We start from the raw sequence: 20783 nt of genomic DNA on the forward strand, positions 1-20783 counted from the left end.
ACCATGGGTTCCCTCTTCGAGTACGCACCGGCGCCGGAGTCCCGCGCCGTCGTCGACATCGCCCCCTCCTACGGCCTCTTCATCGACGGCGAGTTCACCGACTCCGCCGACGGCAAGGTCTTCAAGACCGTCTCCCCCTCCACCGAGGAGGTGCTCTCCGAGGTCGCGCAGGCCGGTGAGGCGGACGTGGAGCGCGCGGTGAAGGCCGCCCGCAAGGCGTTCGAGAAGTGGTCGGCGCTGCCCGGCTCCGAGCGCGCCAAGTACCTGTTCCGTATCGCCCGCATCATCCAGGAGCGCAGCCGCGAGCTGGCCGTGCTGGAGACGCTGGACAACGGCAAGCCGATCAAGGAGACCCGCGACGCGGACCTCCCGCTGGTCGCCGCGCACTTCTTCTACTACGCGGGCTGGGCCGACAAGCTCGACCACGCCGGCTTCGGCGCGAACCCCCGCCCGCTGGGCGTCGCCGGCCAGGTCATCCCGTGGAACTTCCCGCTGCTGATGCTGGCGTGGAAGATCGCCCCGGCGCTGGCGACCGGCAACACGGTCGTCCTCAAGCCCGCCGAGACCACCCCGCTGTCCGCCCTGTTCTTCGCGGACATCTGCCGTCAGGCCGGCCTGCCCAAGGGTGTCGTCAACATCCTTCCCGGGTACGGCGACGCGGGCGCCGCGCTGGTCGCGCACCCGGACGTGAACAAGGTCGCCTTCACCGGCTCCACGGCCGTCGGCAAGCAGATCGCGCGGACCGTCGCGGGCACCAGCAAGAAGCTCACGCTGGAGCTGGGCGGCAAGGGCGCCAACATCGTCTTCGACGACGCGCCCATCGACCAGGCCGTCGAGGGCATCGTCACCGGCATCTTCTTCAACCAGGGCCAGGTGTGCTGCGCGGGCTCGCGGCTGCTGGTCCAGGAGTCGATCCAGGACGAGCTGCTGGACGCCCTCAAGCGCCGTCTGTCCACGCTGCGCCTCGGCGACCCGCTGGACAAGAACACCGACATCGGCGCGATCAACTCCGCCGAGCAGCTGGCCCGGATCACCGCGCTCGCCGAGAAGGGCGAGGCCGAGGGCGCCGAGCGCTGGTCCCCGGCCTGTGAACTCCCGGAGAGCGGCTACTGGTTCGCCCCGACGCTGTTCACCAACGTGACCCAGGCGCACACCATCGCCCGCGACGAGATCTTCGGCCCGGTGCTGTCGGTGCTCAGCTTCCGCACTCCGGACGAGGCCGTCGCCAAGGCCAACAACACCCAGTACGGGCTGTCGGCGGGCATCTGGACCGAGAAGGGCTCCCGCATCCTGGCGGTGGCGAACAAGCTGCGCGCCGGTGTCGTCTGGTCCAACACGTTCAACAAGTTCGACCCGACCTCGCCGTTCGGCGGTTACAAGGAGTCGGGCTTCGGCCGCGAGGGCGGTCGCCATGGCCTGGAGGCGTACCTCGATGTCTGATGCCACCCGACTTTCCGTCTTCAAGACCTACAAGCTGTACGTCGGGGGCAAGTTCCCCCGCTCCGAAAGCGGCCGGGTGTACGAAGTGACCGACTCAAAGGGCAACTGGCTGGCCAACGCCCCGCAGTCCTCCCGCAAGGACGCCCGTGACGCGGTCGTGGCCGCGCGCAAGGCGTTCGGCGGCTGGTCCGGCGCGACCGCGTACAACCGCGGTCAGGTGCTGTACCGCGTCGCGGAGATGCTGGAGGGCCGCAAGGAGCAGTTCGTCCGCGAGGTCGCCGAGGCCGAGGGCCTGTCCAAGGCGAAGGCGTCGGCGGTCGTGGACGCGGCCATCGACCGCTGGGTCTGGTACGCGGGCTGGACCGACAAGATCGCCCAGGTCGTGGGCGGCGCCAACCCGGTCGCGGGCCCGTACTTCAACCTGTCCTCGCCCGAGCCGACCGGTGTGGTCGCGGTGCTGGCCCCGCAGGACTCGTCCTTCCTGGGCCTGGTCTCGGTGATCGCCCCGGTGATCGCCACCGGCAACACGGCGGTCGTCATCGCCTCCGCGAAGGCCCCGCTGCCCGCCCTGTCCCTGGGCGAGGTGCTGGCCACCTCCGACGTGCCGGGCGGTGTCGTCAACATCCTGTCGGGCAGCACGGCCGAGCTGGCCGCGCCGCTCGCCGCGCACCAGGACGTCAACGCGATCGACCTCGCGGGCGCGGACGCGGAGCTGGCGAAGGAGCTGGAGATCGCGGCGGCGGACAACCTCAAGCGCGTCCTTCGTCCACAGCCTGTGGATCACGCGGCGACTCCCGGCATCGACCGCATGACGGCGTTCCTGGAGACCAAGACGGTCTGGCACCCCACCGGGGCGCTGGGCGCGTCGGGCTCGTCGTACTGAGCGCACACGGAGCCGCGCCGTGCCTTCATCGCGAAGGGGCGGCGCGGCTTCGCGATTGTCAGCCCTCGGGGCTGAGCAGGCCCAGAGTCTGGCCGACGACCGGGACCGCGCCGAAGGACGGGGCCTGGGCGACCGGCGCGGTGAGCGCCAGGGTGTTGAGCGGCTTGAAGTCGGCGACGGCGGTGCCGATGCCGTTGTTCAGCGGGTCGGTGCCGGTGCCGGCCAGCGGGTTGGGCTTGAGCCCGGCCACAGCGCCGGTGGCGTAGCCGACCGAGGTGGTCAGGGCGTTCAGCCCGGACTGCGGGTTGATGTCGCCGACGGAGGTGGAGCGCAGCGGCGGTACGTCCACGAGCGGGGCGGCCGCGTCGGCGTGGGCCGCGCTCGCGCCCGCCGCCAGGGCCGCTCCGGCCGACGCGAGGGCGATCAGGGCGCGCCGCGCGGCGGGCTGACGGGGAGACCGGGGTGCGGAATGTCGGGCCATCAGTGGTGCCGCCTTCTGGTGCGCAGGGTAATACGGTCGACACGTAGGGTAGTTGACATGTGACGCGCGCTCCAATGTGGACCCGCGGGGTCGGCAGGACGGCCACCATGCGTCAAACTGGTGTTCCGTGAGCATCCATCCCCCGTCCCCCGCCCGCGTGGTGCTGCTGTCCGGCCCCTCCGGTTCGGGCAAGTCACTCGTCGCCGCCCTCTCCGGGCTGCCCGTGCTGCGCCTCGACGACTTCTACAAGGAGGGCGACGACCCGTCGCTGCCGCTCGTCGACAAGAGCTCGGACATCGACTGGGACCATCCGCTGTCCTGGGACGCGGACGTGGCGCTCGCGGCGATAGTCCGGCTGTGCGCGTCCGGTTCGACGCCGGTTCCGGTGTACGACATCTCGCTGAGCGCCCGGACCGGCGAGGACACCCTGAGCATCGGCCGTACCCCGCTGTTCATCGCCGAGGGGATCTTCGCGGCGGAGATCGTGGAGCGCTGCCGCGAGCTGGGGGTGCTGGCGGACGCGCTGTGTCTGACCAGGGGCCCGGTCACCACCTTCCGGCGCCGCTTCCTGCGCGATCTGAAGGAGGGCCGCAAGTCGGTGCCGTTCCTGCTGCGCCGGGGCTGGCGGCTGCTGCGCGCGGAACGCTCGATCGTGTCCCGCCAGGTGTCCCTGGGCGCACACCCGTGCGGCCGGGACGAGGCGCTGAGCCGGATGGCGGCGGCCGCGGCGGGCCGCCAGGGGCGGCAGCAGACGGCGGCGTAAGAGGGGCTTGAGAAAGCGGAGAAGCGGGACTGCACGGCCCCCCAGCCGTCCAGCCCCGCTTCCCGGTACTCCCCCGTTTTCCCCCGTGTTTCCCCTTACGGGTTCTCGCGCGGACCCTCCCCCCGGTGGGCCCCCGCGATTCCCCGTATCCCCTCGGGCCGAGCCATGACGGCTCGTTCCCCCGTTCCCCCGTGGGTCCATCCCCCGATGGACCCGTCCTTCAGGCCACCAGCTCGCCGAAGGCGTCCTCGTGGTCCCGGCCGAAGCTCAGGACCTCGTCCTCGCGCAGGCGCCGCAGCGAGCGCCAGATGCTGGACTTCACCGTGCCGACGCTGATGCCGAGTATGTCGGCGATCTCCGGGTCGGTACGGCCCTCGTAGTACCGCAGCACCAGCATCGTGCGCTGGAGCTCGGGCAGCCGGGCGAGCGCCTGCCACAGGACGGCGCGCAGCTCGGTGCCGCGCATGGCGTCCGTACCGGCGGGCGTCTCCGGCAGTTCCTCGGTCGGGTACTCGTTCAGCTTGCGGCGGCGCCACGCGCTGATGTGCAGGTTGGTCATGGTGCGGCGGAGGTAACCGCCGACCGCGGCCTTGTCGCTGATCCGCTCCCACGCCCGGTAGGTCGAGAACAGCGCGCTCTGCAGCAGGTCCTCGGCCTCGAAGCGGTCGCCGGTCAGGTGGTAGGCGGTCGCGTACAGGGAGGCGCGGCGCTCCTGGACGTAAGCGGTGAACTCCGCCTCCGTCAGCGAGCGACGCTCCCCCTGCTCCCCCCTGTACGCGCTTCCCCCGTGCCCCTCCCCCGTGCGGGCGTCGACCACCGTCATGTAACCGGTGTGCTGACGCCCGGTGCCGCGGGCGCACCCCCGTACCCCCTGGGACTCGCGGCCGCGTGGCGGCAGCGTGGTCCCGGCACCGGACTTCCCGGAATTCTCTGCCCCCCGGTGTGCGTCGTGCAGACGCGTGACCACTGCGCTGGTGCTCATGCCGTGTGGCGTGTTCATCTCGCGCTCCCCGTCGTGGACTTCCGGTGCCTGGCGTGGCCGGTGATGCTCTCCCGCCTGCCGAAAAGCTTGCCGACCGTCCTTCATGGCCATGTCCGCCGACTGTCACAGACCTGTCACAGGGGCCGGTCCCGGCGGGTCGTGACGGGTTCCGGCGGGCCGGAGGTGGCAAGGGCCCGCTTTGGTACGCCGTGTCCGGACCGTGGGAACCGCGACCGCGGGCACCGCGGAAGAACCGCACCCGGCACGGGTCGTACGACAGGCGGTACATGGGCCAGAATGAGCCCGTGCCTTCCCTGTTGCTGATCGAGGACGACGACGCCATCCGTACGGCCCTTGAGCTGTCCCTGACGCGCCAGGGGCACCGGGTCGCCACCGCCGCGAGCGGCGAGGACGGTCTGAAGCTGCTGCGTGAGCAGCGCCCGGACCTGATCGTGCTGGACGTGATGCTGCCCGGCATCGACGGGTTCGAGGTGTGCCGCCGTATCCGGCGCACCGACCAGTTGCCGATCATCCTGCTGACCGCGCGCAACGACGACATCGACGTGGTGGTCGGACTGGAGTCCGGCGCCGACGACTACGTGGTCAAACCGGTGCAGGGCCGCGTCCTGGACGCCCGTATCCGGGCCGTGCTGCGGCGCGGGGAGCGCGAGTCCAGCGACTCGGCGACCTTCGGCAACGTCGTCATCGACCGCTCCGCGATGACCGTGACCAAGAACGGCGAGGATCTCCAGCTGACCCCGACCGAGCTGCGGCTGCTGCTGGAGCTGAGCCGCCGGCCCGGCCAGGCGCTGTCCCGGCAGCAGTTGCTGCGGCTGGTGTGGGAGCACGACTACCTGGGCGACTCCCGCCTTGTGGACGCGTGTGTGCAGCGGCTGCGGGCGAAGGTCGAGGACGTGCCGTCCTCCCCGACCCTGATCCGCACGGTCCGTGGTGTCGGCTACCGCCTGGACACCCCTCAGTGAGCGATCGAGGGGGATTCGGCCGCTGGGCGGCCGAGCGGGGGAGGAAGCTGGCCGGACTGCGTTTCACGAGCCTCAGGCTGCGACTGGTGCTGGTCTTCGGGCTGGTCGCGCTGACGGCGGCGGTGTCCGCGTCGGGCATCGCGTACTGGCTCAACCGCGAGGCGGTGCTCACCCGCGCCCAGGACGCGGTGCTGCGCGACTTCCGGCAGGAGATGCAGAACCGCGCGGGCGCCCTGCCCGCGCACCCCACGCAGGACGAACTCCAGCGCGCCGCCGGGCAGATGGCGGGCAGCAGCCAGCGTTTCAGCGTGCTGCTGGTCGCCCAGGACCCCGACGGCCGCACGGTGTACGGCGGTTCGGGCGGCCTGAGCGGCTTCTCGCTGAAGGACGTGCCCCCGTCGTTGCGCACGGCGGTGAACAAGCGGCAGAAGGCGAGCGGCTCCAACAAGTCGCCGTACCACCTGTACTGGCAGCGGGTCACCGACCGGGGCACTCCGTTCCTGGTGGCCGGTACGAAGGTGGTCGACGGCGGTTCCACCGGCTACATGGCGAAGTCGCTGGAGCCGGAGGCGAAGGATCTCAACTCCCTCGCCTGGTCGCTGGGGATCGCCACCGGCCTGGCCCTGATCGGCTCGGCGCTGCTCGCGCAGGCCGCCGCCACGACCGTGCTGAAGCCGGTGCACCGGCTCGGGGTGGCCGCGCGGCGGCTCGGCGAGGGCCGGCTCGACACCCGGCTGCGGGTCTCCGGCACGGACGAACTCGCCGATCTGTCACGGACGTTCAACAACGCGGCCGAGGCACTGGAGAAGCGGGTCGCGGACATGGCCGCCCGTGACGACGCCTCCCGCCGCTTCGTCGCCGACATGTCGCACGAGCTGCGCACCCCGCTCACCGCCATCACCGCCGTGACCGACGTGCTGGAGGACGAGCTGGAGTTCGAGGGCGGCGGCATCGACCCGATGGTCGAGCCCGCGGTGCGCCTGGTGGTGAGTGAGACCCGGCGGCTGAACAACCTGGTCGAGAACCTGATGGAGGTCACCCGCTTCGACGCGGGCACCGCCCGTCTGGTGCTGGACGACGTGGACCTCGCGGACCAGATCACCGCCTGCATCGACGCCCGCGCCTGGCTGGACGCGGTCGAGCTGGACGCCGAGCGCGGCATCCACGCCCGTCTCGACCCGCGCCGCCTGGACGTCATCCTCGCCAACCTGATCGGCAACGCCCTCAAGCACGGCGGCTCCCCGGTGCGGGTCTCGGTCCGCATCGACGGCGACGACCTGATGGTGGCGGTGCGCGACCACGGGCCCGGCATCCCCGAGGAGGTGCTGCCGCACGTCTTCGACCGCTTCTACAAGGCCAGCGCCTCCCGGCCGCGTTCGGAGGGCAGCGGCCTCGGTCTCTCCATCGCGCTGGAGAACGCCCACATCCACGGCGGCGAGATCACGGCCGCCAACTCCCCCGAGGGCGGCGCGGTGTTCACGCTCCGGCTGCCGCTGGACGCCTCCAGCCTCACGGAGGAGCCCGACGGGGACGACAAGGGCGACTCCCCGGCCGAGAGCAGCCACGGGGGGACCAGGTGAGCGGGCGGGCGGTGCGCGGGCTGCTGGCGCTGGGGCTGCTGGGCGCGCTCCTCACCGGGTGCGGCATCCGGCCCACGGAGGTGCCGACCGACTTCGGCGGGGCGCCGTCGCGGGTGCCCTGTTCGCCGGCCGGGTCCGGGCAGGCCACGCAGTCCCCGGAAGGGGTGCCGGTGCAGGTCTTCCTGCTGTGCGGGGCCTCGCTGGTGACCGTGGACCGTACGGTGCGGGTGCCGGAGGGCACGCCGGACGCGCGGCGCCGGGTCATGGTCGCGCAGGGACTGCTGGACCAGCTCGCCTCGGCGCCGTCGGCCGGGGAGCGGGCGGCGGGCTACCAGACCCGGGTGCCGGGCGGCATCACCGTCACCGGGCCGGGACGCGCGGAGCCCGAGGAGGCGCTGCGACTGAGCACCGCCCCCGACAGACTGGGCTCCCCCGCGCTCGCCCAGGTGGTGTGCACCTTCTCCGACTCCGCGGCGGCGGAGGGCGACGGCTCGGTGATCCTGGCCGGTCCGGCCCCGGCCGCGCCGCGCCGCTACGAGTGCACGGAGGACGTCCGCGACCACCCCGGACGCGTCCAACCCCCTTCCGGTTCGGTCGCGTTGAACTGAGACGCGGTCATGGCCGCGCGGGGCCGGCCGGGTGGGGGTGTGGTGCACGCCTCACCGGGGTGGGGCGCGGCGAAGCGGAACCGATCGAGCGCGGCGGCGCGTCTTGGGGGACGTGCAGCGTCAAGGCTCCATCGGCGGCAGCGCCGCGAACCGCATCCGAGTGACCGGGGTAGTCCTCCTCGTCGCGCATCTCGCGCTCGTCGCCTGGCTGACGCTGCGGCCCCTGGACGTGCCGTGGGTACGGCCCGCGAATCTGCGCCCGCTGGCCGGGCTGCGCGCCGATCTGGCGCTGGGCTGGCCCGAGGCGGGCCTCCGCTTCGGCGAGGGGCTGGCCCTGCTGGCCCCGCTGGGTTTCCTGCTGCCGATGGCGGACGGTCGGCTCACCGTCTCCCCCCTCGCTTCCCTGCTGCGTACGGCCGCCGCCGGCGCCCTGATATCCCTCGGCATCGCCCTGCTGCAGACCGGGGTGCCGGGCCGCGTGGTGGATGTGGACGCGCTGCTGCTGAACACCGCGGGCGTCCTCCTGGCCCATCTGGCGCTCGTCCCGGCGGGGCGGGCGTGGCTGCGGCGCCGGATGCGGGTCACGGCCGGGGCGCGGGAGGGGTACGGGCGCCGTGGCGGGTTCGGGGGGCGGGGCGGGCTGGGGGGCGTCCCTAGGGGCGGGCGTAGGGGTATCTCCGGTGGCGTGGCCGGGGGTTGCGACGGGTATCCGGCCGGGGAGGCGCGCGGGGCCGACCGGGCCGCCGGGGCCGGGGGTCCGGGTCCGGCCGGTGGTGCGGTGAGCGTGCGCGGGGAGCTTTCTCAGGGGCGGACCCCGACGATTCCCAGGGTCGGTATAGCCCCTTAGAGTGATGCTTCTCCCGCTTCGTCTCCGTACCGTTGGGCATACGACGACAGACGGGGGCGCGGCACTCGGCCCGCCCCGGCAGACGGCCCGCTCGCGGGCCGACGACCACGGAGGAGCCAGCCATGACCGCCCTTGCCCGCCCCACCAACGGCCGCATGATCGGCGGCGTGTGCGCCGCGCTGGCACGGCGCTTCGGCACCTCGGCGGGCACGATGCGGGTGATCTTCCTGGTGTCCTGCCTGCTGCCCGGCCCGCAGTTCCTGCTCTACATAGCGCTGTGGATACTGCTGCCCTCCGAGGACAAGGCCCGCGCCACCGCCTGGTGAGCGAGCGCCGCCCGGTCGAGTTCCGCGTACGCGAACGCCGCCGAGGCCGTCCCGGAGAGCGCCGGGACGGCCTCGGCGGCGTCGTGCGTGGGGGCGCCGCGCTCGAGGGGCGTCGCGTGTGGGGTGCGTCAGCCGAGCGGGATGCCGTTGAGGCCCAGGCCGTGGGTGGGCAGGCCCGCCACGGGCAGGCCGCCGAGCAGTCCGGCGACGGGCGCGGTCGGGCCCTGGGCGAGCACCTTCTGGGCGGCGGGCAGTGCGGTGGTCAGTCCGCCGCCGATCACACCCTGCCCCTGGGAGACGGCCTCGGCGGCGCCGGGCAGCGCCTGGGTGACGTTCGCGGCCGGCAGCGTGTGGGCGACGGAACCCAGGGCGGGGAGGGCGTCCGGGACGGCCGGGGCCGCGTTGGCCGCGCCCGCGCCGGCGGCGGCGAAAGCGGCACCGAGGGCGGCGACACCGAGGGTCTTGGCAGCAGACTGCTTCATGGTGATTGCGTCCTTGAATGCGGAGACATGGATCACGGATGATCCGAGCGGTCTATGACCGTAAACATCACGGACCGCCCACCGCAATCACCGAAATGCGGGCGGCTTGTGAATTCCTGTACGTATTCCCGGGGCGCGCAATAAGTACTATCGACACGCCATTCCCACATAAGTGCTGGTGGAAGCGGCGCGCGGGAACAGTCATTCGGGCGGCCACCCTTCACATCCGGGGCGGGCGAAGTCCTGGGCGACCATGGGCCGTTCATCGAAAGGAATGAACCTTGTTCTCATCACATTGACTTGGCAAGCGGCACCGGAAATCGAGCGTGCGGCCGAACTCCTCGACGGGATGCTCGAATTCAGGCCGTTCACACAGTGGCGCGATCCGTACCCCGTGCGCGTCGATACGCAATGGTGACCGCCGGGAAGGGTTTCGTACACCTCGCCTTCTGACAGTGTTCTGCCATGGGACAGCAAGCGACGACGCCGGTCCGGACGGCCAGGCTGGGAAAGGCGGTCGGCCCCGCGCCGAGCGCGGTGAGCGGAGCGGTACTGCTGCTCCCCGGCGGGGACGAGTTCTCCACCCGCCGCCCGTTCCCGCTCCTGCCCGGCACCCTCGTCCGCGCGCTGGCCCGCAGTCTGGCCCGCGCGGGCCGCGCGGAGGAGCTCGCCGTCCATCCGGTCCACTACCGCTACCGAGGCTGGAACGGCGCCGAGGCCCACCTCGCGACGGACGCCGCCTGGGCCGCGGACGAGGTGGTGCGGCGGTACGGGGACGTGCCGGTGTGCCTGGTGGGGCTGGACATGGGCGGGCGGGCCGCACTGGGCGCCGGGGGCCATGAAGCGGTCAACTCCGTGGTGGCCATCGCTCCTTGGCTCCCGGAGGACGGTGCGGGCGCCGCCGAGCCGGTCAAGCAGCTGGTGGGGCGGCGGGTGCTGATCGCGCACGGCACGAACGACGAACGGTGCGATCCGGAGCTGTCGTTCCGGCTGGCGGCCCGTGCGAAGAAGGTGAACCGGGAGGTCTGCCGCTTCGAGGTCCACTCCGACGGCCACGGGCTGCACCAGCACCGGGACGAAGTACTCGCCCTGACCGTGGACTTCACCCTGGGCGCCCTCTTCGGGCACCCGCTGTCCCGCCCGGTGGAGGACGCCCTCGCCGCGCCGCCGCCGATAGGGCTGCGCATGCCGCTGGCGTCGGGGTTCGGGAAGTCGCTGCGGAGGTAGGCGGGACTTCGCGGACACACCCTACGAGGGCAGCAGGTTGCCCCTCCTGGAAAGGAGGAACTTCTTGAAGGCGGCCACCGGCGGGGTGTCCGGGCGGTCGGCCAGCCAGGCGACGCCGATCTCGCGGACCGCCCTCGGCGCCGTCACCGTCAGCTCCACCACGCCCGGCCGGGGCACGGTGGGCGGCGGCAGCAGGGCCACGCCGAGTCCGGCGGCCACCAGCCCGCGCAGGGTCTCCGTCTCCTCGCCCTCGAAGGCGACCCTGGGCCGGAACCCGGCCTCGCGGCACAGGTCGTCGGTGATGCGGCGCAGGCCGTAGCCGGGCTCCAGGGTCACGAAGGTCTCGTCGGCCGCCTCGGCCAGGCGGATGCGGCGGCGGCCGGCCAGCCGGTGGTCGGCCGGGACGACCAGGCGGAGCTTCTGCTCGTCCAGCCGCCGGGCGACCAGGTCCGGGGCGTCCGGCACCGGTGAGGTCAGGCACAGGTCCAGCTCGCCCGCCCGCAGCCGCTCCAGCATGGCCTCGCCGTAGTTCTGCACCAGGCTGAAGCGGACCCGTGGATGGTCGGCGCGGAACGCGTGGAGCAGACCGGGTACGGTCTCGGGACCCATGGTGTGCAGGAAGCCGAAGGCGACCTTGCCGGTGGCCGGGTCGGCATCCGCGCGCACCTCCTCGGCGGCCCGCTCGACCTCGGCGAGGGCGCGTTCCACCGAGCCGAGGAAGGTGCGGCCCGCCGGGGTGAGCGAGACCGTGCGGCCCTGCCGGGCGAACAGGCCCACCCCGAGGTCCTGCTCCAGCCGGACCATCGCGCGGGAGAGGGTGGACTGCGGGACGTTCATCTCGTGCGCGGCCCGCGTGACGTGCTCGGTGCGGGCCACCCCGGCGAAGTAGGCGAGGCGGGGCGCGAGCAGCAGCGCCATGTCTTCTGTGTCACCGGACGGTGACAGGCGCGGCCGTGACCTCTGCTGATGCTCCATGGGAACGATTATGGCGATTCCATGCATTGGACGGATGAGTGGTCGCGTCCTTAGTTTCGAGGCATGTCTCCCGCCAGTACCGTGGCGTCCATCAGCGTGGACGCCCGCACGCCCGTCCCCTCCCCCGAGATCCCTTCTCTCCCCCCGGCCGACTCGCGCCTGACGCCGGGTGGTCCCGGATACCGCCGGATGAGCCTCGCCCTCTTCCTCGCGGGCGTGGCGACCTTCGCGCTGCTGTACTCCACCCAGGCCCTGCTGCCGCTGATCTCCGGCGAGTTCGGGGTCGCGGCCGGCGAGGCCAGCTGGACCGTGGCGGCGGCGACCGGCGGCCTGGCGCTGTTCGTACTGCCGATGAGCGCGCTGTCGGAGCGGTTCGGCCGCCGGAACGTGATGACGGCGTCGCTGGTGGTCGCGGTGGCCGTCGGGCTGCTGGTGCCGTTCGCTCCGTCGATCGGCGCGCTGGTGGCGCTGCGGGCCCTGCAGGGCGCGGCACTGGCCGGGCTGCCCGCCTCCGCGACGGCGTATCTGGCCGAGGAGGTCCGGCCTAAGGCGCTGGTCACGGCGATCGGCCTGTTCGTCGCGGGCAACAGCGTGGGCGGCATGAGCGGCCGGGTGATCACCGGCTGGGTCGCGCAGGAGTGGGGCTGGCGGATCGCCGTCGGCGTGATCGGCGTGGTCGCGGTGGGCTGCGCGGTGGCGTTCCGGCTGCTGCTGCCCGCGCCCCGGCACTTCGAGGCGGGTTCGCTGCGCCCACGCGTACTGGTGAGCGCGGTCCGCGACCACCTCTCCTCACCGCTGCTGCGCCGCCTGTACGCGATCGGCGCGCTGTTCATGACGGTGTTCGGCGGCGTGTACACGGTGATCGGCTACCGGCTGACCGCCGCGCCGTTCTCCCTCCCGCAGGGCATCGTCGGCTCGATCTTCCTGGTCTACCTGGTCGGCACGGTCTCCGCGTCGACGGCGGGCCGGCTGGTGGGCCGCCTCGGCCGCCGGGGCGCGCTGTACACCGCGGGCGGTACGACGGCGGCGGGGCTGCTGCTGTCGCTGGCGCCGTCCCTGCCGCTGGTCCTGCTGGGCCTGGTGCTGATCACGGCCGGCTTCTTCGCGGGCCACGCGGTCGCCTCCTCGGCGGTCGGCAAGACGGCCACGCGCGGCCGCGCCCAGGCGACCGCCCTGTACCAGTCCTCGTACTACATCGGCTCCAGCGCGGGCAGCACGGTCGGCGCGCTCGCCTTCCACTCCGGCGGCTGGCCGGGCACGGTCGGCGTCGGCCTGCTCGCGGTCCTGGGCGTCGTCGCCATCACCGCGCTGGGCACCCTGGCGGCGCGTACCGCCGCGCGCCGGGAGGCCGTACCGGCGCACTGACCCGGTGCGCGCGCCCGCCCGGGCTGCGGGTTTCCCCACTCCGGGGGCCATTGTCAGTGGGCTGCGGTAGCTTCCGGGTTACTGGGGCGCGATGGCGCGCGTACGGGACGGCCACAGGGGTGGGTGGACGATGGGTGACGGCACGGCGACGGCGGACCTCGATGTCGCACTGGAGAAGCACCGGACCGAACTGACCGGGTACTGCTATCGCATGCTCGGCTCGTCCTTCGAGGCCGAGGACGCGGTGCAGGACACGCTGGTGCGGGCCTGGCGGAGCTACGACAAGTTCGAGGGCCGGTCCAGTCTGCGGTCGTGGCTGTACCGGATCGCCACCAACGTCTGCCTGGACATGCTGTCGGCGGGCAACAAGCGGGCCCGCCCGATAGACCTCACCGGACCGACCCCGCTCGCGCAGGCCGCGCTCGCCCCGCGCCCCGACCACACCTGGCTGGAGCCGGTGCCGGACGCGCGGGTGCTGCCCGCCGTGACGGACCCGGCAGAGGCGGCGGTGGCCCGCGAGTCGATCCGGCTGGCGTTCATGGCGGCGCTCCAGCAGTTGCCGCCCAAGCAGCGGGTCGTACTGATCCTGCGCGAGGTGCTGGCCTGGCGGGCCAGTGAGGTGGCCGAGCTGCTGGACACCACGGTCGCCTCGGTCAACAGCGCCCTCCAGCGGGCCCGCGCCACCCTCGCCGAGCGCGCGGACACCGGCGCCGAGGCCGCTGTCTCCGACCCGCTGGACGAGGAGCAGAAGCAGCTCCTGGAGCGCTATGTGAAGGCGTTCGAGGGGTACGACATGACGGCGCTCACCGCCCTGCTCCACGAGGACGCGGTGATGACGATGCCGCCGTTCGACCTGTGGCTGCTCGGCCCCGCCGACATCACCGGCTTCATGTCCACCATCGGCGCCTCCTGCGCGGGCTCCCGCCTCATCCCGGTCGAGGTCAACGGCCTGCCGGGCTTCGCCCACTACAAGCCGGACCCCGAGAAGGGCGGCTTCACCCCCTGGGCGGTCCAGATCCTGGAGATCTCAGGGGGCCGCATCACCGGTTTCCACTGCTTCCTCGACACCCCCCGCTGGTTCCCCCTCTTCAACCTCCCCCTCCACCTGGAGGCAGAGCCCGACGAGCCGGAGCAGGGCGCGTAGCGCGGGCGCTGGCCCCCGCAGCCGTATCCGCCCACCGGCGCGCCGGGCGGCCAGCTCCAGCCGGGCGAGCAGATCGACGTGCGCGAGGCTTGGCGGTCCGAGCCCGCGCACATCACAGACGACGACCCCACCGTGCTTCGCCAGTCCGCGCACCACATCGCAGAGCCCCGTCACCACATCACGGCTGACGGGGCCACGCAGCACGAGCACGGGGTCGGTCCTGGGGTCCACGTGCGGTAGACCGGGGGGACGGGCGCAACTCATCGCGCCAGGGTCAGTCCACGGGGAAGACGCTGGTCACACCTTCTTGACGACGACCGTGGCCGGTACCAGCTTCTCCAGGTCGTCGACATCCGAGGTGAAGACGGTGACCTGCCCCTTCTGCTGTCGTGCGATCACGGCGAGCACGGCGTCGATCGCGTACTTGTGGCCGTGCAACTTGGCGTCGGCCAGGAGCCGGCGTGCCTGGCGGGCCTCGTCCTTCCCGATGTCGGCCACCTGGAGCCGGGACAGTACCCAGTCCCAGCGCTGTTCGGTCGTTCTGCCGTCGTACGCCTCGACCAACGTCATAGGCGACGTCACCACTTCGGCCTGCCCGCGCGCCGCTAGGTCGAGCCAGGCGATCATCTTCCGGTCACCGCGCACGGCCAGGGAGAGGGCTTCGCAGTCCAGGACGAAGACACGGAGCGGCCGCTGCCCGTGCTCACCGACGCGCTTCTTCACGCAGCCTCTCCGGCGTTGCGCTGTCCGGAGGCGCGGCGCCGATCGTGTTCGGCGTCGAGATCCTCCAGCTCGTCGAGGGCTGCCACACGCTCGTCCTCAGTCACGGGGCCGTGTTCTTCCTGCAGCCAGTCGACCAGTTCCCGGAGCCGGTCCCGGTCACGCTTGAAGCGCAGCGCCTCGGCGACGTACGCCGACAGGCCCCGCTCCGCCGCGTCCGCGCGGATCTCATCGAGGAGATCCTCGGGGATCGTCACGGTTACCTTCTTCGTCGCCATACAAGAGACCATACTCTTGGTGTCGCGCTCCTTACCAGCGGCGCGGTCCGCCCGCGATCGCCGCCGTACCCTGCCCGCACTGCACCACTTCAGCCGTCAACTGGGAGTCCCCACGTGAGCGACCAGCCCGACCAGCAGACCAAGAAGCCGTTCCTGTACATCGTCGTGTGCGCGGCCGGAGTCGCCGGCGACGTCGGCAAGCTGATCACGGCCGCCCAGGAGGCGGACTGGGACGTCGGCGTCATCGCCACCCCGCAGGGCCTGGGCTTCATGGACGCGACGGCCATCGAGACCCAGACCGGCTACCCGATCCGCTCGGCATGGCGCTCCCCCGGCGACCCTCGCCCGCTGCCGCCCGCCGATGCCATCGCGGTGGCCCCGGCCACCTTCAACACGGTCAACAAGTGGGCGGCGGGGATATCCGACACCCTCGCCCTGGGCATCCTGTGTGAGGCGTACGGCTTCGGCATCCCCACCGCCGTCCTGCCCTACGTGAACTCGGCCCAGGCCGCCCACCCCGCGTACGGACAGAGCCTGGACCGGCTGCGCGAGATGGGCGTCCTGATCGGCTCGTACCAGCCGCACCGGCCGAAGGCCGGCGGCGGGGCGGAGCGCTACCGATGGGAGGAAGCGCTGAAGCTGCTCACGCCCAGGGTGTCCACGAGGGGGCCGGCGTAGGAGCGTACGGAGGTGTCAGCGGGGGCGGGCAGACTGCGCGCATGACTGTTCCTCAGGAACCCGATCGCTGTGACCGTCCCGGGCTGATGTGGGTCCGGTCGACGGGCGGCCCCTTGATCGTCGTTCCACAGTCCTCGGTGAACGCGTGGGGCGGATGTACGGAGGACGGTTCCGTCCTCGGCGACGCCGAGGGCCGGGACGACTATGACCGGGCCTGCGAGGTGGAGAACCTGGCCGGGGTGATCACTGTGGGCACGGGCGGCGACACCGCGCTCGTTCTGGCCGACGAACCAGCGAAGACGTGCTTCCTGCCGGAGGAGCTGCTGTTCGTACGGTGGCTGGCCGCGGACTTGGGGACCGAGTTGTTCGAGGCCGCCGAGGCGGTCCTGGCCGATCCGGACACGGCGTGGGAGGACGGCGGGCTGTGGGTCACCGACGGCCCGGCCATTCTGATGGATTCGGCCGAAGCGGGCGGCGATCTGGGAGCGGAGTACCCCGACGAGGGACAGCCGGACCAGGCTCCGGTACAGCTCCCGGCAGGTCGTTGGAGGGTGCACGCGGCCCAGTTCCCCTGGGTGGGCGTGGTGCGGCTCCTCGCCGAGAACAGCCAGGACTGACGAACAGAACCCGGCACCACGCAAGCTTTGACGGCACGGGACACCTGTACATGAGCAGCCTTGGGTGGCCTCCTTGACATGAAGCCAAGGCTGCCAGGGGCCTGGTACTACGGCTGTCGGGGTGGCGGGATTGAACCCACGACCTCTTCGTCCCGAAGCTCAGGGCGTTGGTGCCGGTTGGTCTGCGGCGGTTCCGCCGTGACTCTGGGAGCGCGAGTGGACTTACCTTGTGCTGGGTGCCTTCGGCCACTCTTCGCCCTGCGCCGCGGCCTTCAGGACATCCCCTAGCCGCAACCATGCGGTCGGGCCGGAGTAGGACGCCGGGCTGGTGGCGAAGCGAGACCATGCATCGTCGTCGTTGCCGAGCGCGGCGAGGACAGTTGAGGCGACGGTGGTGTGGGCAACGCCGTGGCGGGCGCCTCTGACCGTGAGGGCGCTCCAAGCCGGCAGAGCCCGTACGAGTTCCGGCGTGCAGTTCGGAAGCGCCAATATGTCCCGTGTCCAGGTCTCCCTAAGGTTGGGGCCGCCGCCCAGTCGTCGGCGGAGGTCCATCGTGATCTGGAGCAGGGCTGTTTCCGGTGTGGAATGACGTGCCAGGACATCGGAGAAGGAGAGACCCGACCGGTACGAGCGCCAGGCGAAAGAGAGCAGTGCCTTCTCGACGAGATCATCGTCGGTATGCCGGGCCAAGTAGTCGAGCAGGGCCTCGTCCGGGGCGTTGGCCAGGTCCCGTACGGTGAGCTGCTTGGGATCTCCGAGTGCCGACTCGCGGGAGGCAGTGGAGGGGTCCGCCAGGATCCGTTCGATGGCGGTGCGCAGCTCGACCAGCCGTTTGTCGTCCTGCTGCATGCGGAGGTCTGCGTAGTCCCATCGGCTGCGAGTGCGCGGCCGGACGTGCCGGACGACGGCCTTCGACTTCTCTCTCACCTCGTCCGTCAGGTGTGGGAGGTGCAGAAGCATGGCGTGGACCCACTGCAGTTGTCGGGGGCCCGGACTGTCGGGTTCCGGGTCGGGTTCCCATAGACGCAGCGCTTTGACCGCCGTCTCCGCGAAGCGTTGACCGAGCCTGATGAGAAGTTCTTCCGATGCGAGCCATGTGCGTGGTTGCCCGTAGTGGGTCGCCTGAGAGGGGTCGAGGAGGTATCGCCAAGGCCCGGCTGCCGCGGATTCCACCCAGCTGACTGCGCTGAGGACGTACTTCAGATGGTCCTCGCGGACCTTGAGGGTTTCCTCCACGCGTCGGCGGACCAGGGGTTCAAGTGCGTCGAGTTCATGGGCGATCCGGGAACGCACTTCGTCCGGGGGCACACCGTCTCGCAGCATAAGGCACAAACGCGTGATCAACTCGTTGACCGTGAACTTGCTAAGGTGACCAGTGGCGACCTCCTCCAGCAAGGACGGTTCGACTTCCCAGGGCACGGTGCCCAGGAGATGGTTACGGATGGCTTCCTTCATGGAGCCGTCCAGGGCCCATTCGAACATTTGCCGATGGCGCCTGGAGTGCAGGGTCACGATGTGCTTCCACATGGCCTCCCCGGCTTTCAGCGCGGCGCTGTGCTCTTCGATCCGGGCCAGGATGTCGTCGCCGTCGGTTTCGTCCTCGATCGCCAGAGGTGGGTCGGTCGGCAGGAGATCCAGGGCGGTTGTGAACACAGTGTCGTGCAGGTCGACTTCGCGCAGAATCAGCTGGGGCGCGCTGGGCTCTTCGAGGAGTGCGGGCGTCATGGCCGACACGTGCGGCACACGGCTCTTCAGCTCCGCCACGATCGCCTGAGCCAGCGCCTCGCCACAGCGAGAGTGGCCAAGGCCCCCGAGTTGTGGCACGGAGCAACGCCGCAGCGCCTCCTTGCGCATGCTGTCCGAGCACTCCGGGTGCGCGAGTGCCACGGCAGCCAGAGACATGGACGGACCCGGATACGGACTGGTCTCCTTGGCCAGGTCGCTCTCCACAGCCACCTTGAGGAGCCACTCCGGCGCCGAATCGCTGAGCGCCCCCCGGAGAAGGGTCAGCAGGAGATCGTCACGGGAGTGCCCTGTCGGTAGCTCCCGGGCTCTCTCCACCGCCATGCGAACCGGCGGCGACTCCGGCCCCGCCTCCGCAGCGACCGTGCGGAGAAACTCGATGGGCAGTCCTGAGCGCGGCTCGTCAGTCGTCATGCAAGTCCCCCCAAGAAGATCTTCGTGCGCAACCCATGGTGGCCCGTGCCACTGACAACGGGGGCTCATCGGCCCAAACGCATGGCGCGGGCTCATGTCGCCGGATGAACACCACCTCTGAGTGCGCGTGAGCTGCCTCTGCCTTATCTTCTGATCAGGCGCTGAGGCTCTTGCGCCGCACCCGAACCGAATAATCCGTGCCCTCTGGGCCGCTGACCGTACTCCAGCCGACACTGGTAGCGACGTCCCAACCTCGCTGCTCGCGCATCTGCTTGGCGAAGGCGACCAAGCTTCGGATCTCGCACCCACACGTCAACTTGAGTCGGATGCTGACGTACGGGCTTCGAGGGTTTGTGTCGTAGGCCGTTTCCTCGGCCCATTCGACATCGTGGACGTGCTCACTCAGCCCGGTGCGCCCCTGGTCGTGCTTGATCCCGTGCGCCTTCGCGTACTCGTCCAGGTCGTCGATCACAAAGAGATCGCTCGACCATTGGCCCGGCCAGACGGCGAACAGCCGGGACGTGCCTGCCACTGCCCGTTCGTATGCGGCCCGAGAGTCCCCGTGGGTGACCCTTCCGTCTTCGTGGACTTCGATGTAGCAGGTGGTCCCCGCTGCGTACGGAAAGTCTCTCCCCGCGGCGGCTGCGCTTCTCGGCTCCACTGGCCCCCCAGCAATGATCGCCTCTGCGGCGAGCGCATCCGCCAGTCGCCTCAGCTTCACGACTGCGCGCACGCCGACATCTTGAGACACACAACCCTAGCTACTGGCTCGCTCGGATACCCGGCTTCACTGCACGAGGCGCAGGACCGGCCGCTGTTCCTGGGCGCCGATGAGCTCCCGGACGCGCTGTGGTGTCCAGGCCAGTTCGTGTGCCAGTGCCGGCACGGATAGATCGGCCTCCTTGGAGGCAAGGTCGATGGCTCCCGACAGCGGTAGGGCTTCAGCGGCGGCTTGAGGAGCGTTCGACGTCTCGACGGCGTGGCCGTCGAGGTGGACGTGCCTGTGCTGGCAATTGGGAAGGTTTCTCCCCGCCGGAAGGCTGCGGCTGCCAGGCTTGGAGGCGTGACGTATGTAGTGACGGTGGATGTCCACCTCCCAAAGGGAACACCGGAGATGGACCCGCTTCAGCGTGCCGGAGCTGTCGCGCTCATCAAGGACGGCTTCGACTCGGTCGAGGCCGTCGAGGGCCCCGACTGCGTGGAAGTTGATCTCCTCGACAGCCTCGTGGCCGTCTACCCGGGCGGAGCGATCCTGAAGGCCGTGGTGGACGCTTCGGCGTTGGAAGTGGCCGAGGACGCGGTGCGCTCCGTCGTAGAGGAGCTGCTGGAGCGGTCCGAAGTGCTGGCCGATTGGCAGATCGAGCGATGCGAGGTCGCACTGCATCCGAAGCTCGCCCAAGAAGGCCTCGATGCCGCAGACGGCCCCGGTGTTCCACCAGCCGATCCGGCCGCACGCAAGGCCAGGCACGGCGAGCCCGCTTCGGCCGAAGGAGCAGAGGCCGAGTACGACGCGGAAGCGAAGGCTGAGGAGGTTCGCCAACAGATGCTGGGGCTGGCCGACGAACTGCGCTCGTTCCCTCCGGTGATGTTCGGTGTGCTGGATGAGGACGACGAAGAGGCGGAGGAGAGCGAGGATGGCTTCTCTGTATCGCTTGAGAACGCCCGGTTGGCCGCCGGCGCACTGGTGTGGGCGACAGACGTCTTGGTGGACCAGCTCTTCGAAGACGTTCATACCCTGACGGAAGAAGACATCACCGTCGCGGAATGCGAGGGCCTCCTGTGGCACCTTGAGGACCTCCCTGCGCGGTACGCACTCCAATACGACGGCCTGTTTGCCCGCCGTTTTCTGGTGACGGTGGTTGCCATGACCACTCGCTTCACGGGCGGAAGCTTCCAGCGGCTGAGCTGCGTCGCCGAGGAACTTGCCTTGAGGCTCCTTCTGAGCGAGGCACACGTGACCCTGGAGACCTTCGGGTTGCTCGACGACGGCGTTTCGGCTGCGCTGGAGGCGTTCGCCGAGAACGTCTACGAGGACATGGACCACGTGTGGCTCTATGACGATGCCATGGACGGGATTGACGAGAGTCCCGTCGGAGAGGCTCTCCGAGTCGCGCCCATGGGGTTCAAGGCATGGTTCACCCCGTTCAACAGGGGCAGGCATGTGCATCCCTATGCGGCGGACGAACCAGAAGCGGCAGCATCATAGAGCTGCGGATTCGCGAACGCGCAGCCGCGAGGCGCGGGATC

23 protein-coding genes and 1 pseudogene are annotated in these 20783 nt (G+C 70.8%); 15 read left to right on the forward strand and 9 right to left on the reverse strand.

The window, feature by feature from the left end; translation table 11 throughout:
- The first annotated feature begins 3 nt into the window (after window positions 1-3).
- Both ACIGA3_RS23785 and ACIGA3_RS23790 read left to right on the forward strand, forming a co-directional pair.
- Entirely contained in the window at window positions 4-1440 is a 1437-nt protein-coding gene (locus ACIGA3_RS23785; RefSeq protein ID WP_399719046.1) for an aldehyde dehydrogenase family protein, read from the forward strand.
- On the forward strand, window positions 1433-2323 hold the full coding sequence (locus ACIGA3_RS23790; RefSeq protein WP_399719049.1) for an aldehyde dehydrogenase family protein: 891 nt from the start codon (window positions 1433-1435) through the stop codon (window positions 2321-2323). Before ACIGA3_RS23785 ends, ACIGA3_RS23790 begins: the two co-directional genes overlap by 8 nt.
- Window positions 2324-2381: 58 nt before the next feature.
- Here the strand turns inward: ACIGA3_RS23790 and ACIGA3_RS23795 are convergent, their stop codons facing one another.
- Window positions 2382-2804: a hypothetical protein gene (locus tag ACIGA3_RS23795; RefSeq protein ID WP_399719052.1), complete on the reverse strand. Its 423-nt coding sequence runs from the start codon at window positions 2802-2804 to the stop codon at window positions 2382-2384.
- A gap of 127 nt (window positions 2805-2931) precedes the next feature.
- Between ACIGA3_RS23795 and ACIGA3_RS23800 the strand changes: the two genes are divergently transcribed.
- On the forward strand, window positions 2932-3567 hold the full coding sequence (locus ACIGA3_RS23800) for a uridine kinase (protein ID WP_399719055.1): 636 nt from the start codon (window positions 2932-2934) through the stop codon (window positions 3565-3567).
- Between the two features lie 220 nt (window positions 3568-3787).
- On the opposite strand, the gene ACIGA3_RS23805 is transcribed toward ACIGA3_RS23800, so the two are convergent.
- The gene (locus tag ACIGA3_RS23805) at window positions 3788-4567 is read right to left on the reverse strand and encodes a SigE family RNA polymerase sigma factor (protein WP_399719057.1); all 780 of its coding nucleotides are present in this window, start codon (window positions 4565-4567) and stop codon (window positions 3788-3790) included.
- 287 nt (window positions 4568-4854) lie between these two features.
- On the opposite strand from ACIGA3_RS23805, the gene afsQ1 reads away from it, so the two are divergent.
- The 5 genes and pseudogenes from afsQ1 (at window position 4855) to ACIGA3_RS23830 (ending at window position 8893) form a co-directional block, all read left to right on the forward strand.
- Complete coding sequence (gene afsQ1, locus ACIGA3_RS23810) at window positions 4855-5532, forward strand: two-component system response regulator AfsQ1 (protein WP_388996392.1); 678 nt, start codon at window positions 4855-4857, stop codon at window positions 5530-5532.
- Window positions 5529-7112, forward strand: coding sequence for an ATP-binding protein (locus tag ACIGA3_RS23815; protein WP_399719060.1), 1584 nt, complete (start codon window positions 5529-5531; stop codon window positions 7110-7112). The genes afsQ1 and ACIGA3_RS23815 overlap by 4 nt, the downstream gene beginning before the upstream one ends.
- Entirely contained in the window at window positions 7109-7720 is a 612-nt protein-coding gene (locus ACIGA3_RS23820; protein WP_399719063.1) for a hypothetical protein, read from the forward strand. Before ACIGA3_RS23815 ends, ACIGA3_RS23820 begins: the two co-directional genes overlap by 4 nt.
- A gap of 112 nt (window positions 7721-7832) precedes the next feature.
- Window positions 7833-8399, forward strand: a pseudogene (locus tag ACIGA3_RS23825) (VanZ family protein); the annotation flags it as partial.
- Between the two features lie 290 nt (window positions 8400-8689).
- Window positions 8690-8893 (forward strand): PspC domain-containing protein, encoded by a 204-nt coding sequence (locus ACIGA3_RS23830; protein ID WP_399719065.1) that lies wholly within the window; start codon window positions 8690-8692, stop codon window positions 8891-8893.
- Window positions 8894-9021: 128 nt separating this feature from the next.
- Here the strand turns inward: ACIGA3_RS23830 and ACIGA3_RS23835 are convergent, their stop codons facing one another.
- Window positions 9022-9375 carry an ATP-binding protein gene (locus tag ACIGA3_RS23835; protein ID WP_399719070.1) on the reverse strand — a complete coding sequence of 118 codons (354 nt, stop codon included), beginning with the start codon at window positions 9373-9375 and terminating at the stop codon, window positions 9022-9024.
- A gap of 172 nt (window positions 9376-9547) precedes the next feature.
- Here ACIGA3_RS23835 and ACIGA3_RS23840 point away from each other — a divergent pair, with 172 nt between their 5' ends.
- Together ACIGA3_RS23840 and ACIGA3_RS23845 are read left to right on the forward strand one after the other, a co-directional pair.
- On the forward strand, window positions 9548-9793 hold the full coding sequence (locus ACIGA3_RS23840) for a hypothetical protein (protein ID WP_399719073.1): 246 nt from the start codon (window positions 9548-9550) through the stop codon (window positions 9791-9793).
- 47 nt (window positions 9794-9840) lie between these two features.
- Window positions 9841-10602: an alpha/beta hydrolase gene (locus ACIGA3_RS23845; RefSeq protein WP_399719076.1), complete on the forward strand. Its 762-nt coding sequence runs from the start codon at window positions 9841-9843 to the stop codon at window positions 10600-10602.
- Between the two features lie 21 nt (window positions 10603-10623).
- Here the strand turns inward: ACIGA3_RS23845 and ACIGA3_RS23850 are convergent, their stop codons facing one another.
- Window positions 10624-11577: a LysR substrate-binding domain-containing protein gene (locus tag ACIGA3_RS23850; protein WP_399719079.1), complete on the reverse strand. Its 954-nt coding sequence runs from the start codon at window positions 11575-11577 to the stop codon at window positions 10624-10626.
- A 63-nt stretch (window positions 11578-11640) separates the two neighbouring features.
- Here ACIGA3_RS23850 and ACIGA3_RS23855 point away from each other — a divergent pair, with 63 nt between their 5' ends.
- Window positions 11641-12942 carry an MFS transporter gene (locus ACIGA3_RS23855; RefSeq protein ID WP_399719082.1) on the forward strand — a complete coding sequence of 434 codons (1302 nt, stop codon included), beginning with the start codon at window positions 11641-11643 and terminating at the stop codon, window positions 12940-12942.
- 130 nt (window positions 12943-13072) lie between these two features.
- Entirely contained in the window at window positions 13073-14086 is a 1014-nt protein-coding gene (locus ACIGA3_RS23860; RefSeq protein ID WP_399719084.1) for a sigma-70 family RNA polymerase sigma factor, read from the forward strand.
- Here the strand turns inward: ACIGA3_RS23860 and ACIGA3_RS23865 are convergent.
- The 3 genes from ACIGA3_RS23865 to ACIGA3_RS23875 are packed head-to-tail and all read right to left on the reverse strand — an operon-like array spanning window position 13970 to window position 15084.
- Window positions 13970-14350, reverse strand: coding sequence for an STAS domain-containing protein (locus ACIGA3_RS23865; RefSeq protein WP_399719087.1), 381 nt, complete (start codon window positions 14348-14350; stop codon window positions 13970-13972). The two genes, ACIGA3_RS23860 and ACIGA3_RS23865, sit on opposite strands and share 117 nt — an antisense overlap.
- 33 nt (window positions 14351-14383) lie before the next feature.
- Window positions 14384-14809, reverse strand: coding sequence for a PIN domain-containing protein (locus ACIGA3_RS23870; protein ID WP_399719090.1), 426 nt, complete (start codon window positions 14807-14809; stop codon window positions 14384-14386).
- Entirely contained in the window at window positions 14806-15084 is a 279-nt protein-coding gene (locus tag ACIGA3_RS23875) for a CopG family transcriptional regulator (protein WP_398073215.1), read from the reverse strand. Before ACIGA3_RS23875 ends, ACIGA3_RS23870 begins: the two co-directional genes overlap by 4 nt.
- Before the next feature lie 114 nt (window positions 15085-15198).
- Between ACIGA3_RS23875 and ACIGA3_RS23880 the strand changes: the two genes are divergently transcribed.
- Together ACIGA3_RS23880 and ACIGA3_RS23885 are read left to right on the forward strand one after the other, a co-directional pair.
- Window positions 15199-15762 (forward strand): flavoprotein, encoded by a 564-nt coding sequence (locus ACIGA3_RS23880; RefSeq protein WP_399719093.1) that lies wholly within the window; start codon window positions 15199-15201, stop codon window positions 15760-15762.
- Window positions 15763-15848: 86 nt separating this feature from the next.
- Entirely contained in the window at window positions 15849-16379 is a 531-nt protein-coding gene (locus ACIGA3_RS23885; RefSeq protein ID WP_399719282.1) for an Imm21 family immunity protein, read from the forward strand.
- A 222-nt stretch (window positions 16380-16601) separates the two neighbouring features.
- On the opposite strand, the gene ACIGA3_RS23890 is transcribed toward ACIGA3_RS23885, so the two are convergent.
- Together ACIGA3_RS23890 and ACIGA3_RS23895 are read right to left on the reverse strand one after the other, a co-directional pair.
- Window positions 16602-18536: a hypothetical protein gene (locus ACIGA3_RS23890; RefSeq protein ID WP_399719096.1), complete on the reverse strand. Its 1935-nt coding sequence runs from the start codon at window positions 18534-18536 to the stop codon at window positions 16602-16604.
- Window positions 18537-18690: 154 nt separating this feature from the next.
- Entirely contained in the window at window positions 18691-19068 is a 378-nt protein-coding gene (locus ACIGA3_RS23895; protein WP_399719098.1) for a hypothetical protein, read from the reverse strand.
- Between the two features lie 447 nt (window positions 19069-19515).
- Here ACIGA3_RS23895 and ACIGA3_RS23900 point away from each other — a divergent pair, with 447 nt between their 5' ends.
- The gene (locus tag ACIGA3_RS23900; protein ID WP_399719101.1) at window positions 19516-20742 is read left to right on the forward strand and encodes a hypothetical protein; all 1227 of its coding nucleotides are present in this window, start codon (window positions 19516-19518) and stop codon (window positions 20740-20742) included.
- Window positions 20743-20783 lie beyond the last annotated feature (41 nt).

It is taken from the genome of Streptomyces sp. NPDC085596 (assembly GCF_044541565.1).
Lineage (GTDB): Bacteria > Actinomycetota > Actinomycetes > Streptomycetales > Streptomycetaceae > Streptomyces.

Bases quoted from the DNA above. Each gene is read 5' to 3' on its own strand.
- ACIGA3_RS23785 (WP_399719046.1), top strand. From the start codon at position 4: ATGGGTTCCCTCTTCGAGTACGCACCGGCGCCGGAGTCCCGCGCCGTC.
- ACIGA3_RS23790 (WP_399719049.1), top strand. From the start codon at position 1,433: ATGTCTGATGCCACCCGACTTTCCGTCTTCAAGACCTACAAGCTGTAC.
- ACIGA3_RS23795 (WP_399719052.1), bottom strand. From the start codon at position 2,804: ATGGCCCGACATTCCGCACCCCGGTCTCCCCGTCAGCCCGCCGCGCGG.
- ACIGA3_RS23805 (WP_399719057.1), bottom strand. From the start codon at position 4,567: ATGAACACGCCACACGGCATGAGCACCAGCGCAGTGGTCACGCGTCTG.
- ACIGA3_RS23830 (WP_399719065.1), top strand. From the start codon at position 8,690: ATGACCGCCCTTGCCCGCCCCACCAACGGCCGCATGATCGGCGGCGTG.
- ACIGA3_RS23835 (WP_399719070.1), bottom strand. From the start codon at position 9,375: ATGAAGCAGTCTGCTGCCAAGACCCTCGGTGTCGCCGCCCTCGGTGCC.
- ACIGA3_RS23845 (WP_399719076.1), top strand. From the start codon at position 9,841: ATGGGACAGCAAGCGACGACGCCGGTCCGGACGGCCAGGCTGGGAAAG.
- ACIGA3_RS23850 (WP_399719079.1), bottom strand. From the start codon at position 11,577: ATGGAGCATCAGCAGAGGTCACGGCCGCGCCTGTCACCGTCCGGTGAC.
- ACIGA3_RS23855 (WP_399719082.1), top strand. From the start codon at position 11,641: ATGTCTCCCGCCAGTACCGTGGCGTCCATCAGCGTGGACGCCCGCACG.
- ACIGA3_RS23860 (WP_399719084.1), top strand. From the start codon at position 13,073: ATGGGTGACGGCACGGCGACGGCGGACCTCGATGTCGCACTGGAGAAG.
- ACIGA3_RS23865 (WP_399719087.1), bottom strand. From the start codon at position 14,350: ATGAGTTGCGCCCGTCCCCCCGGTCTACCGCACGTGGACCCCAGGACC.
- ACIGA3_RS23875 (WP_398073215.1), bottom strand. From the start codon at position 15,084: ATGGCGACGAAGAAGGTAACCGTGACGATCCCCGAGGATCTCCTCGAT.
- ACIGA3_RS23885 (WP_399719282.1), top strand. From the start codon at position 15,849: ATGTGGGTCCGGTCGACGGGCGGCCCCTTGATCGTCGTTCCACAGTCC.
- ACIGA3_RS23890 (WP_399719096.1), bottom strand. From the start codon at position 18,536: ATGACGACTGACGAGCCGCGCTCAGGACTGCCCATCGAGTTTCTCCGC.